This window comes from Saccharopolyspora elongata (genome assembly GCF_004348985.1).
GTDB lineage: Bacteria > Actinomycetota > Actinomycetes > Mycobacteriales > Pseudonocardiaceae > Saccharopolyspora > Saccharopolyspora elongata.
On sequence record NZ_SMKW01000033.1, the window covers coordinates 1 to 12,289 of the forward strand.

At 70.6% G+C, this 12,289-nt stretch carries 9 protein-coding genes and 1 tRNA gene; 4 read left to right on the plus strand and 6 right to left on the minus strand.

Going from position 1 to position 12,289, the window contains the following annotated elements; genetic code table 11:
- Positions 1-153: 153 nt before the first annotated feature.
- Positions 154-1,935, plus strand: a complete 1,782-nt coding sequence (locus E1288_RS23675) for an ABC-F family ATP-binding cassette domain-containing protein (protein ID WP_132488590.1) — start codon at positions 154-156, stop codon at positions 1,933-1,935.
- A 265-nt stretch (positions 1,936-2,200) separates the two neighbouring features.
- Positions 2,201-3,853, plus strand: a complete 1,653-nt coding sequence (locus tag E1288_RS23680) for a fatty acyl-AMP ligase (protein WP_132488592.1) — start codon at positions 2,201-2,203, stop codon at positions 3,851-3,853.
- A gap of 44 nt (positions 3,854-3,897) precedes the next feature.
- On the opposite strand, the gene pth is transcribed toward E1288_RS23680, so the two are convergent.
- Positions 3,898-4,473, minus strand: coding sequence for an aminoacyl-tRNA hydrolase (gene pth / locus E1288_RS23685; RefSeq protein WP_132488594.1), 576 nt, complete (start codon positions 4,471-4,473; stop codon positions 3,898-3,900).
- Between the two features lie 205 nt (positions 4,474-4,678).
- Positions 4,679-5,281 carry a 50S ribosomal protein L25/general stress protein Ctc gene (locus E1288_RS23690; RefSeq protein ID WP_132488596.1) on the minus strand — a complete coding sequence of 201 codons (603 nt, stop codon included), beginning with the start codon at positions 5,279-5,281 and terminating at the stop codon, positions 4,679-4,681.
- 366 nt (positions 5,282-5,647) lie between these two features.
- Between E1288_RS23690 and E1288_RS23695 the strand changes: the two genes are divergently transcribed.
- Both E1288_RS23695 and E1288_RS23700 read left to right on the plus strand, forming a co-directional pair.
- Positions 5,648-6,283, plus strand: a complete 636-nt coding sequence (locus tag E1288_RS23695) for an NAD(P)-dependent oxidoreductase (protein WP_132488598.1) — start codon at positions 5,648-5,650, stop codon at positions 6,281-6,283.
- Positions 6,284-6,415: 132 nt separating this feature from the next.
- On the plus strand, positions 6,416-7,030 hold the full coding sequence (locus E1288_RS23700) for a malonic semialdehyde reductase (RefSeq protein WP_132488600.1): 615 nt from the start codon (positions 6,416-6,418) through the stop codon (positions 7,028-7,030).
- Positions 7,031-7,334: 304 nt separating this feature from the next.
- Here E1288_RS23700 and E1288_RS23705 read toward each other — a convergent pair whose 3' ends face one another.
- The 4 genes from E1288_RS23705 to E1288_RS23720 form a co-directional block, all read right to left on the minus strand.
- Positions 7,335-8,306: a ribose-phosphate diphosphokinase gene (locus E1288_RS23705; RefSeq protein ID WP_218157324.1), complete on the minus strand. Its 972-nt coding sequence runs from the start codon at positions 8,304-8,306 to the stop codon at positions 7,335-7,337.
- A gap of 38 nt (positions 8,307-8,344) precedes the next feature.
- On the minus strand, positions 8,345-9,859 hold the full coding sequence (gene glmU, locus E1288_RS23710; protein ID WP_132488602.1) for a bifunctional UDP-N-acetylglucosamine diphosphorylase/glucosamine-1-phosphate N-acetyltransferase GlmU: 1,515 nt from the start codon (positions 9,857-9,859) through the stop codon (positions 8,345-8,347).
- A 343-nt stretch (positions 9,860-10,202) separates the two neighbouring features.
- Positions 10,203-11,909 (minus strand): tetratricopeptide repeat-containing diguanylate cyclase, encoded by a 1,707-nt coding sequence (locus tag E1288_RS23715; RefSeq protein WP_207954523.1) that lies wholly within the window; start codon positions 11,907-11,909, stop codon positions 10,203-10,205.
- A 137-nt stretch (positions 11,910-12,046) separates the two neighbouring features.
- Positions 12,047-12,117: transfer RNA gene (locus E1288_RS23720), tRNA-Gln, on the minus strand.
- Positions 12,118-12,289 lie beyond the last annotated feature (172 nt).

Here is a 12,289-nt window from a genome sequence, read left to right on the forward strand (position 1 = left end):
CCACCGCCCCACCCCGCCCCAGGTCCACGCCTGAAGTGCAGTTTCAATTGAAACTGCGCGCCTAGGACTCCGGTCTGCAGTTTCAATTGAAACTCGGGCCGGGGCCTCAGCCCGTGATCACGCAACGCAGTTGATGGAGTAGACGAACACCCGATGGTGAACCTGGTCAATCTGGAATCGGTCAGCAAGAGCTATGGCGTGCGCCCGCTGCTGGACGGCGTTTCGCTCGGGGTCTCGGCGGGGGAGCGCATCGGGGTCGTCGGCCTCAACGGCGGCGGCAAGACCACGCTGCTGGAGGTGCTCGCCGGCCTCGCGGAGCCCGACAGCGGCCGGGCCAGCCAGAGCCGCGACCTGCGGATGGCCGTCGTCACGCAGCGCACCGAGCTGCCCGCTGACTCCACGGTGCGCAACGCGGTGCTCGACCCGCACGGCTTCAGCGCCGAGCACGAATGGGCCGCCGACCCGCAGGTGCGCTCGGTGCTCAGCGGCCTCGGCATGACCCGCCTCGGCCTGGACACCCCGGTCACCGACTTCTCCGGCGGCGAGCGCCGCCGCGTCGCGCTGGCCGCCGCGCTGGTGCGCGACCTGGACCTGCTGGTGCTGGACGAGCCGACCAACCACCTGGACGTCGAGGGCGTGCACTGGCTGGCCGATCACCTGCTGGAGCGCAAGTGCGCGCTGGTGATCGTCACCCACGACCGCTGGTTCCTGGACACCGTCTGCAACCGCACCTGGGAGGTCGTCCAGGGCCGCGTGGAGCAGTACGAAGGCGGCTACGCCGACTGGATCTTCGCCCGCGCCGAACGCGCCCGCATCGCCCAGCAGGCGGAGGAGAAGCGGCAGAACCTCGCGCGCAAGGAACTCGCGTGGCTGCAGCGCGGCGCGAAGGCCCGCACCTCCAAGCCCCGGTACCGGATGGAGGCGGCCGAGGCGCTGATCGCCGACGTGCCGCCGCCGCGCGACACCGTCGAGCTGGTGGCGTTCGCCAAGCGCCGCCTCGGGAAGACGGTGCTGGAGCTGGAGGACGTCGACCTCCGGATCGCCGACCGCACGCTGATGGAGGGCGTCACCTGGCGCATCGGCCCCGGCGACCGGATCGGCCTGGTCGGCGTCAACGGCTCCGGCAAGACGACGCTGCTGAAACTGCTCGCCGGCGAACGCGAAGCCGACGCGGGCAAGCGCATTGAGGGCAAGACGGTGCGGCTGGCGCACCTGACCCAGGAACTGCACGACCTGCCGGGGCACTGGCGGGTGCTGGAGGCGATCGAGAACGTCGCCGAGCGGGTCACCCTCGGCAAGTACGAGCTGTCCGCATCGCAGCTCGGCGAGCGCTTCGGCTTCGGCAAGGGACGGCAGTGGACGCCCGTCGAGGACCTCTCCGGCGGCGAGCGCCGCCGCCTGCAGCTGGCCCGGCTGCTGATGGCCGAGCCGAACGTGCTGATCCTCGACGAGCCCACCAACGACCTCGACATCGACACCCTGCAGCAGCTCGAAGACCTGCTCGACACCTGGCCGGGCACGCTGGTGGTCGTCTCCCACGACCGCTACCTGGTGGAGCGCGTGTGCGACAGCGTGCACGCGCTGTTCGGCGACGGCGGCCTCACGCACCTGCCGGGCGGCATCGACGAATACTTGCAGCGGCGTCAGTCGCTGCTGGAAGCGGCCGAAGGCAGCGTCGGCAAGCAGGCGACCGACGCGGCGAAGCCGCGAGGGCTCTCCGGGGCGGAGGAGCACGCGGCGCGCAAGGACCTTGCGCGCTGCGAGCGTCAGCTCGACAAGCTCGCGGAGCGCGAAGCGCGGCTGCACGAGAAGCTCGCGGAGGCCGCGACAGCGCCGGAGCGGCTGGCGGAGCTGAACGCGGAGCTGCGCGGGCTCCAGCAGGAGAAGGACGAGGTCGAAGCGCGCTGGATGGAGCTCGCCGACCAGCTCGGCTGACCTGGAGGTGTCCAATTTTGCCTAAAATTGGACACCTTCCCCACGTCCCGGGAGGCGCGGTGCGAGCCCCGAGATAGCTCCCGATTTTGCCTAAAATTGGACACCTTCCCCACGTCCCGGGGGGCGCGGTGCGAGCCCCGAGATAGCTCCCGATTTTGCCTAAAATTGGGAGCTCCGCCGTCGCGCGGTGCTTCGGGACGCTCGATGAGCTGGGCATTGTGGCGAAACCTGTGCGCGCGATCACCGTGCTCGTAAGCTGCGTCACATGAGTCGGTTCGTGGAGACATTGGTGGCGTCCGCGCGGGAGAACTCCGGTCCGCAGGCGCGGGGGCTCACGACGGGCGAGCCCGAGCAGCCGTGGTTCCGGACGTGGGCGGAGGTGCACGCCGACGCGCTGCGGATGGCCGGGGCGCTGGGCGACGACCTCGGGACCGGGCGGGTCGTCGCGATCCTCGCCGCCGATCCCGGCCTGATCGCTCCCGCCGTGCAGGCCGTGTGGCTCGGCGGCGGCAGCGTGACGATGCTGCACCAGCCGACGCCGCGCACCGACCTCGCGCACTGGGCCGAGGACACCGTCCGGGTGCTCAAGATGATCGGCGCCAGGCTGGTGCTGCTGGGCGCACCGTTCGAGGACTTGGCCGGTGTGCTGGAGGAGAACGCGATCGGCTGCCGGAACCTGGCCGGGCTCACCGACGGCGAACCGCTCGCCGAGCCGGTCGACGTCGACGAGGACGCGACCGCGCTGCTGCAGCTGACCAGCGGCTCCACCGCCGACCCCAAGGCCGTGCGGATCACCCACGGCAACCTCTACGCCAACCTGCTGGCGATGGTCAGCGCCGCCCAGCTCGATCCCGCGCACGACGTCGCGGTGTCCTGGCTGCCGCTGTTCCACGACATGGGGATGGTCGGCTGCCTGACGGTGCCGATGGCGATCGGCATGTCGGCGGTCAAGGTCACCCCGGCCGACTTCCTGACCCGGCCGCTGCTCTGGCCCGAGCTGATCAGCCGCTACCGGGGGACCGTGACCGCCGCGCCGAACTTCGCCTACGCGATCGTCGGTCGCCGGATGGCCCGCGCCGACGACGGCGATTTCGACCTGTCGAGCCTGCGGTTCACGCTCAACGGCGCCGAACCGATCGATCCGGCGGCGGCGCAGGCGTTCACCGACGCGGGGGCCAGGTTCGGGCTGAGCCCGGACTGCATGGTGTGCGCGTTCGGGATGGCCGAGGCCACGCTCGCGGTGTCGTTCGCGCCGCTGGGGCGCGGGCTGGAGGTCGACACCGTCGACGCGGATGCGCTGGAGCAGCAGCGGCGGGCCGAACCCGCATCGCCGGACGCCGAGCGGGCGCGGCGGTTCGCGTTGCTGGGAAACCCGTTGCCGGGCTTGGAGGTCGACGTCGTCGACGACTCGGGCCGGCGGCTGGAGGAGCGGCAGGTGGGGCGGCTGCGGATCCGGGGCGAGGCGGTGACGCCGGGCTACCTGACGATGGACGGTCCGCTGTCCACGCAGGACGATGACGGCTGGCTGGACACCGGGGACGAGGGCTACCTGGTCGACGGCCAGGTGGTGATCTGCGGGCGCCGCAAGGACGTGATCATCATGGGCGGCCGCAACATCTACCCGGTGGACATCGAGCGGGCCGCCTGCCAGGTCGAGGGCGTGCGCGCGGGCAACGCCGCCGCGGTCCGGCAGGACGCCGGGAGCCGGCGCGAGCGGTTCGCGGTGGTGCTGGAGTCGCGCCTGGCGGGCGACGAGTCCGCGGAGAAGGCGCTGCGCAAGGAGGTCGCGGCGCGCATCGTCGACGCGGTGGGCGTGCGCCCGTCGGCGGTCGTCGTGCTGCGGCCGGGCTCGTTGCCCAAGACCCCGTCGGGGAAGCTCAGACGAGCTGCCACCGCGTCCCTGGTCCCCAACGGCTGACCAATCTGGACGGTCGCGCCGATCTGATGGTCACCTGGGCGGGGTCAGTGGAAGCGGTTCTGGGCGGCTTCGAGGCCGTCGGTGACCAGGGCCTCCACCGCGTCCGCGCAGAGGTCGATGAAGTACGCGAGCTCCTTGCGCTCGGCGCCGGAGAAGTCCTTGAGGACGTAGTCGGCCGGATCCATCCGGCCGGGCGGACGGCCGATGCCGAAGCGGACCCGCAGGTAGTCGCGGGTGCCGATGGACTTGCTGATCGAACGCAGCCCGTTGTGGCCGTTCTCGCCGCCGCCGCGCTTGAGCCGGATGGTGCCGAACGGCAGGTCGAGCTCGTCGTGGATCACGATCACGGATTCCGGCGGCGCCTTGTAGAACTTCACCGCGCCGGCCACCGGCCCGCCGGAGAGGTTCATGAACGAGCGCGGTTTCACCAGCACGGCGCGCGCGCCGGCCAGCCGCCCCTCGACGACGTCGGCACCGGCCTTGTGCGCCTTGAACTTCCCACCGATCCGGTCGGCGAGCTCGTCGGCGACCAGGAAACCGATGTTGTGCCGGTTCCCCTCGTAGCGCGGCCCGGGATTGCCGAGTCCGACGATCAGAGCGACCGAGTCCGGAGTGCTCACGGGAAGAAGTCTCCTGCTCTGAGGACTGTGTCGAAGGTGGCTTGGGCGGCCCCCTGCGGGATTGCGGCCGCCTTCTCACTGCGGGATCCCCGACGCCGATTCACCACGTCGGGGCGCCGCTTGTGGAACAGGCCTGGATGACACGCAGCGCGCCGCCCCGATCGGATGGATCGGGACGGCGCGCGGTGCGCCCGACGTCGGAGGCTCAGGCCTCTTCGGCGGTCTCGCCTTCGGCGGCCTCGGCGGCTTCCTCGGCCATCGAAGCCGCGGCCTCGCTGACGTTGACGACCAGCGCCTCGGGGTCGGCCTGCAGGGTGACGCCCGCGGGCAGCTGGATGTCGGAGGCGTGGAGCTGGGTGCCGATCTCGGCACCGGCGATCGACAGCTCCAGCTGCTCGGGGATGTGCAGGGCCTCGGCCTCGATCTCGACCTCGGTGATCTCCTGGCTGACCAGGCCGCCGGGGCCGGCCTCGCCGACCAGCACGACCGGCACCGCGACGGTGACCTTCTCACCGCGCTTGACCAGCAGCAGGTCGACGTGCTCGATGTAGTTCTTGATCGGGTGCGTGGTGATGGTCTTGGTGAGGGCGAGCTCGCTGTCGCCACCGGACACATCAAGCGTCAGCACCGCGTTGTGCCCGTTCTCGCGGATCGCGCGGGCGAACTCCACGGAGGGCAGGGACAGGTGCTTCGGGTCGGAGCCATGACCGTAGAGCACCGCGGGGATCTTGCCGGCGCGGCGGGTGCGGCGGGCCGCTCCCTTGCCGAACTCGGTGCGCTGCTCGACGGCGATACGTACCTCGGACACGGTGGTGCACTCCTCATGACGTCGGGCGGAACGTGAATTGGTCGCTGGCCTGCGGCGGTGGGGCGCGCTACTGGCGTGATTACGACGCGGTGCCGAACGGGCACCCGGGGTGTGAGCGACATCAGTGCGCCAACCAAAGTGGTCGGCGGCCACCGTGCCACCGCGCCGATCACGCCGGGCGAACGTCCCGACCTCGCCGAGGCAACCCGAATAGTCTAAACGGTGCTTGCATAGTCGTTTTCGCACGGGTGACCCCACCCGGTTCCGGTCGTGCTCGCCCAATGGTTACCCGCAGGAACTCAGCGCACGTTGAAGTCACCGGTAACCGCTGGTTAGCGTCGGTGACCAGCACATAAGGAGGATGCGATGCGACTGGTCCTGTTCGGCGCGACCGGCTACGCCGGCGGCGCGATCCTGCGGGAGGCGAAGCGGCGCGGCCACGAGGTGATCGGCGTGGCCCGGAGTGCCGAGTCGCTGGCCGAGCCCGGGAAAGCGGGTTCGCTGCACGACGAGCAGTTCGTGCTCGACGTTACGGCGGGAGCGGACGCGCTGCTGGTGGCCATCCCGGCCCGGCCGATGCCCGACGGCACGAAGCTGCTCGACGCGGTGCCCACGCTGTTCGCGGCGGCAGAGCGGCACGGCCTGCGGATCGGCGTGGTCGGTGGCGCGGGGAGCCTCCGCGTGTCCGAGGACGGCCCGCGGGTGATCGACACGCCCGGGTTCCCGGACGAGTTCAAGCCGGAGGCCGGCGCGCACGCCGAGGTGCTCGCGGCGTTCCAGCAGGCGCCTGCCGGGGTGGACTGGTTCTACCTCAGCCCGGCGGGGACGTTCGGGGCCTACGCTCCGGGCGAGCGGACCGGCTCCTACCGGCTCGGCGGCGACGTGCTGGTGACCGACGCCGACGGGAACTCCGCGATCGGCGGCGAGGACTACGCGATCGCGTTCGTCGACGAGCTGGAGAAGCCCGCGCACCGGCGGCGGCGCTTCACGGTGGGCTACTGACCGCCCGTGAGGCCGGTCACAGCGAGCCGGTCCCGGAATATTTGAAAGCTCAAACAATGTTGAGATGGAGGATCCGCCCGCACCCGGTGCGCGCGCGATCCCCGGAATCCCGACCGCTCCAGGAGTGAGTTCATGACCGCGATCGACCAGACCGAGCAGCTGGTGCTCGGCGCGGACGCCCAGAACCTGCTGTTCCGCGATGCCCGCACCGCCAACAGCTTCAGCGACGAGCCGGTCACCGACGAGCAGATCCAGGCCGTCTACGACCTGGTCAAGTGGGCCCCGACGTCGATGAACCAGCAGCCGCTGCGCATCGTGCTGGTGCGCTCCGACGAGGGCAAGCAGCGCCTGCTGCCGCACCTGATGGAGGGCAACCGGGCCAAGACCGAGAAGGCCCCGCTGGTGGCGATCCTGGCCGCCGACACCGACTTCCACGAGCACCTGCCGCGGGTGTTCCCGCACGCGGAGGGCGTCCGGGAGATGTTCGCCGGCAACGACGACCTCCGGCTGACCAACGCGAAGCTCAACGCGAGCCTGCAGATCGCGTACTTCATCCTCGGCGTGCGCGCCGCCGGGCTGGCGGCCGGTCCGATGACCGGTTTCGACAAGGCGGGCCTCGACGCGGAGTTCTTCCCGGGCGGCAAGCAGCAGGCGCTGGTCGTGGTCAACATCGGCAAGCCGGGCGAGAACCCCTGGTTCGACCGCCTGCCCCGCCTCGACTACGACGAGGTCGTCACCACCGTCTGATCCCACACGCGGTCCGCTGCGCGGTCCCCACGAGTGGTCCGCAATTTCCATTGAAATCGAAGATCCAATTTCAATGGAAATTGCGGACCATCGGCGTGTCGGGCTCCGACACGCCGATGCCTGTGGACAACTCCCGCAATTTCAATGGAAATCAGAGGTTCGATTTCCATTGAAATTGCGGAACCTCGAACCTGGAACCTGGAACCTCGAACCTCGAACCTCGAACCTCGAACGGCCCCGGTCCGAAGTGGACCGGGGCCGTTCGAGGTTCGTGGCCGTTCGAGCGGGGGCGCCCCGATGTGGATCAGGCGCGGCCGTCGAAGAGGCTGGTGACCGAGCCGTCCTCGAAGACCTGGTGGATCGCCTCGGCGACCAGCGGGGCGATCGACAGGACCGTCAGGTTCGGGAACCGGCGCTCCTCCGGGATCGGCAGCGTGTTGGTCAGCACGACCTCCTTCGCGCCGCAGGACGACAGCCGCTCCACCGCCGGGCCGGACAGCACCGCGTGGGTGGCCGCGATGATGACGTCCTTCGCGCCCGCCGCCAGCAGCTGCTCGGTGGCCTTGGTGATCGTGCCGCCGGTGTCGATCATGTCGTCGACCAGCACGCACAGCCGGCCCTCGACGTCACCGACGACGCGGTTGGCGACCACCTGGTTGGGCTTGCTGGGGTCGCGGGTCTTGTGGATGAACGCCAGCGGCGTGCCGCCGAGGTCGTCGGCCCACTTCTCCGCCACCCGGACCCGGCCCGAGTCGGGGGAGACCACGGTGATCTGCTCGCCCGCGTAGGTGTCGCGCATGTAGCTGGCCAGCAGCTTCTGGGCCATCAGGTGGTCCACCGGGCCGTCGAAGAAGCCCTGGATCTGATCGGTGTGCAGGTCCACCGCCATGATCCGGTCCGCGCCGGCGGTCTTGAACAGGTCCGCCATCAGCCGCGCCGAGATCGGCTCGCGGCCCTTGTGCTTCTTGTCCTGGCGGGCGTAGCCGTAGAACGGCATGACCACGGTGATGCGCTTGGCGCTGGCGCGCTTGAGCGCGTCCACCATGATCAGCTGTTCCATGATCGCGTCGTTGAGCGGGTTGCAGTGCGACTGGATGACGAACGCGTCGCACCCGCGAACCGACTCGTCGTAGCGCACGAAGATCTCGCCGTTGGCGAACTTGTAGGCAGCCTGGGGCGTGACCGTTACGTCGAGCTGCTTGGCCACCTCCTCGGCAAGTTCCGGGTGACTGCTGCCGGAGAAGAGCTTCAGGCTCTTCTTCGGAGTCGCAGACATCGCACTCACGGTCATCGTCCCTCCCCGTAAGACGCCCGTCATTGGGCGCCATTCGTCGGATTGGTGGTTGGTTCTTTCGACAAAGCCTGTTGTGCGGCCTGGTCTGCGGCGGTACCGGGGCGGCGTCTGGCGACCCAGCCTTCGATGTTGCTCTGCTTCCCGCGGGCGACCGCCATCGCGCCGGGCGGGACATCCTGGGTGATCACCGAGCCGGCGGCGGTGTAGGCGCCGTCGCCGATCTCCACCGGGGCGACGAACATGTTGTCCGCGCCGGTCCGGGCGTGTGATCCGATCACGGTGTGGTGCTTGGCCACCCCGTCGTAGTTGACGAAGACCGTGGCGGCGCCGATGTTGCTCTGCTCGCCGATCGTCGCGTCGCCGACGTAGGTCAGGTGCGGCACCTTGGTGCCGTCGCCGATCTCGGCGTTCTTGGTCTCGACGAAGGTGCCGATCTTGCCCTTGGTGCCGAGCCGGGTGCCGGGGCGCAGGAACGCGAACGGCCCGACCTTGGCGTCCGGCCCGATCTCGGCGCCCTCGCCGTGGGTGCGCACGACCGACGCGCCGGGGTGGATCACGCAGTCGGTGAGCGTGGTGTCCGGGCCGACGACCGCGCCCTCGCCGACCTTGGTGCCGCCGCGCAGCTGCACGCCCGGCTCCAGCAGGACGTCGCGGTCCAGCTCCACGTCGCAGTCCAGCCACACCGATTTCGGGTCGATGATCGTGACACCGGCGTGCATCCAGCGCAGCAGCAGCCGGCGGTTGAGCTCGGCGCCGAGGCGGGCCAGTTGCACCCGGTCGTTCACGCCCTCGACCAGCCACGGGTCGGTGCAGATCAGCGCGCCGACCGGGCGGCCGTCCCCGCGCGCGATCGACAGCACGTCGGTCAGGTAGAGCTCGCCCTGGGCGTTGTCGGTGGACAGCCGCTTGAGCGCGTCGGCGAGCACTTCCGCGTCGAAGGCGTAGACGCCGGAGTTGATCTCGGTGATCGCCGCCTGCTCGGGGGTGGCGTCCTTCTGCTCGACGATCCCGGTCACCTGGCCGTCGGCATCGCGCAGCATCCGGCCGTAGCCGGTCGGCTCGTCGACGACCGCGGTCAGCACGGTGACGGCGTTGCCGGCTTCGCGGTGTTCGGAGAGCAGGGCGCGCAGCGCTTCGCTGTCGAGCAGCGGCACGTCGCCGTAGCTGACCAGCACCGTGCCCGTGAGGCCGGCCGGCAGCTCGGAAAGCCCGCAGGAGACAGCGTGTCCGGTGCCGAGCTGCTCCTCCTGCACCGCCGTGACGACCGTGCGGTCCAGGGCGTCGGCCAGGCCGGTCAAGTGCTCGGCCACGGCGTCGCGGCCGTGTCCCAGCACGACCACCAGCGAGTCGGGGTCGAGACCGGCCGCGGCGCGCACGGCGTGTTCGACCAGGGGCCTGCCCGCAAGCTGGTGCAGGACCTTCGGCGTCGCCGATCGCATCCGAGTGCCCTCGCCCGCGGCGAGCACGATCGTGCTGACGGTTTCCGAAGACGCATCGCTGCGGGAGGAGGGCTGGGCGGTGTCGCCCTGGAGCATCAGCGCTCTCCCTTGATCTCTAGATGCGGCTCGGCGGCGTGGTTCAGCCGTCGGGCCGACGGTGCCTGTTGCGTCCAAGCGGGTGAAGAGTAACCGGCCCGGTACCCCCACGGCTCCGGTGCCCCTGCGCGCCTGTCCGGCGGATGTGATGGTACCGCCGACCGGCCCTAATACGTGCTCGAAGCCAGCCTTCTAGCTGCGGTTATGTGATCTTCGATGCACTCGGCGCGGTCCGCGGCGGGCATCGCTGTGGCCGATCACACGGGTGTTTCCGCGCCGACCGAACGGCAGGTCCGGCGGGCGCTGCCCGGCGGGGGAGGCCGCCGGGCAGCACCTGATCGGGTTAGAGAGCGTCCGGGGGAATCCACACCGAGTGATCCGCCGGGCCCTCGGCCGGCGGGTTGCTCGGCGGCGCGGCGGTCACGCCGGAGAACGCCGAGACGCGGTTGCCGCCGCCGCGCTTGGCCTGGTACATCGCGGCATCCGCGCGAGCCAGCACCTGCGCGGCCGATTCCTGCGGGCGCATCGCGACGACGCCGATCGACAGGGTCACCCCGTACGAGACCTCGCTCGGCAGGCTGTCGACGGCCTCGGTGGTGCGCTGCAACGCCGCCTCGGCGGCGCCGAGCGTCGCGCCCGGCAGCAGCACGACGAACTCGTCACCGCCGTAGCGGGCCACGAAGTCGTCGACTCGCAACGTGTCGCGCAAGGTCATCGCGACCGTGCGCAGCACGTCGTCGCCTTCCGCGTGCGAGCAGCGGTCGTTGACGCCCTTGAACCCGTCGAGGTCTACCAGCGCCACCGCCAGCGGCTGGGCGTCGGGCGCGTTGAGCATCGTCTCCAGCCGGTCGTCCAGCGCGCGGCGGTTGGACAGGCCGGTGAGCGGATCTTGCAGCGCCTGCCGGGTGATCGCGTCGTGCTTGTGGGTCAGCCGCGAGTTTTCCAGCCTGATGACCAAAGTGGACAGCCGGGCCTGGCGCATCGCCCACAGCTCGGTCTCCAACTCCAGCGCGTAGTCCCGCAGCGCGGCGGGGCGGCCGCCGGGGTCGACCAGCTGCGCGTGCTCCCGGGCCAGCGAGATCCGCAGCGTCGGCTCCGAAGTGTCGGTCTCCATGTCGGCGCGGGCATCGGACAGCACCTGCACCGCCTCGTCGCTGCGATCCGCGCGGGTCAGGCATCGGGACAGCGCGATCGCGACGATGATCTCCTCCCGCGGGTGGATCGCCCGGTCCAGGCTGCGCAGCACCTCCAGCCGCTCGATGTACTCGATGTGCGGCTGGGCCAGCGCGTGGGCGGCACCGAGCACCGGGACCTGTTCGGCGGCGGGGCGGTCGGACACGCGGGGGAACAGCGACTCCCGCCACGGGCCCTCCACCGCGACGGCGATCTGCGAGGCGGTGTCGAACCGGGTGTTCGCCTCTTCGTACTGCCCGATGCGCTCCAGCCGCAGGCCCCAACCGAGCAGCATCCGGCACCGGTTGATCATGTGCACCGCGATCTCGTGCGGGCCGCCGCTCTCCCGGATCCGCTGGTGGGCGCGGGTCATCACCTCGTCGGCCGTCTCGTAGACGCCGAGCTGGGTGAGCACCAGGCCGATGTCGATCAGCGAGGTGGCCAGCAGCCGCTCCCACGACCGGCGGCCCAGCGTGCGGTCCGGGACCAGCTCGTCGTCGAGCATCGCCAGGCCGTGCGCCACCTCGGTCAGCGCGCTGTCCTCGCTGCCGCCGATCAGCGCGCGCCGGCTGCGCAGCGCGTGCGCGTCGGCTTCCAGGACCCTCAGCCCGTGCCGACGGGTGTGCATGAGGAGTTCGTCGAGCAGCGGATCGGCGCTGTCGACCAGGCCGGGTGTCGCCAGCCGCATCGAGGCGCAATGCCGCAGGAGCTGGCCGACGATGCGCGGCTCGCCGCGCCGCTGGGCCTCGGCGAGCAGGTCGTCCGCCTCGCGGATGGTGCTTCGCTGGCCGGACGCATCGCTGTGCTGGCCGACTGCGTTGAGTTCGCGTGCGCGCCCCACCAGCCAGGCGTCGGACACCTCGCTCAGCGTGGTCATCGGGTCTTCGCGCACGGCGGTCGTGTCGTCGCGCAGCGGCGCACACCCCCTGTTCACCATCGCTCCCCGGCGGCCCGGGCGGCGCGCTGGGCCTCACGAGGGGCTGCGCGCCGCGCCGGGTCCGGGAGGACCGCTCGCTCCGCCGCCAGGATTCGAACCTGGACCATCGGAACCAAAATCCGAGGTGCTGCCTTTACACCACGGCGGATCGGGCGCTGTCTGCCCGCGATGCCGGTTTGTGATCCCCGGCACCGCGGCCCGAGCTTACCGGCCCGGGCCGACAGGCGGTGGTACCCGGCCGACATCGTGACATGCCCCGGCCGCCGGGTCGGCGTCGGGCTTGCGGGTCCTCGGGCTTCCTCGCGCGCTGGCACGTGAAT

Bases quoted from the DNA above. Each gene is read 5' to 3' on its own strand.
- E1288_RS23695 (WP_132488598.1), top strand. From the start codon at position 5,648: ATGCGACTGGTCCTGTTCGGCGCGACCGGCTACGCCGGCGGCGCGATC.
- E1288_RS23680 (WP_132488592.1), top strand. From the start codon at position 2,201: ATGAGTCGGTTCGTGGAGACATTGGTGGCGTCCGCGCGGGAGAACTCC.
- E1288_RS23705 (WP_218157324.1), bottom strand. From the start codon at position 8,306: ATGTCTGCGACTCCGAAGAAGAGCCTGAAGCTCTTCTCCGGCAGCAGT.
- glmU (WP_132488602.1), bottom strand. From the start codon at position 9,859: ATGCTCCAGGGCGACACCGCCCAGCCCTCCTCCCGCAGCGATGCGTCT.
- E1288_RS23715 (WP_207954523.1), bottom strand. From the start codon at position 11,909: ATGACCACGCTGAGCGAGGTGTCCGACGCCTGGCTGGTGGGGCGCGCA.
- E1288_RS23700 (WP_132488600.1), top strand. From the start codon at position 6,416: ATGACCGCGATCGACCAGACCGAGCAGCTGGTGCTCGGCGCGGACGCC.
- E1288_RS23675 (WP_132488590.1), top strand. From the start codon at position 154: ATGGTGAACCTGGTCAATCTGGAATCGGTCAGCAAGAGCTATGGCGTG.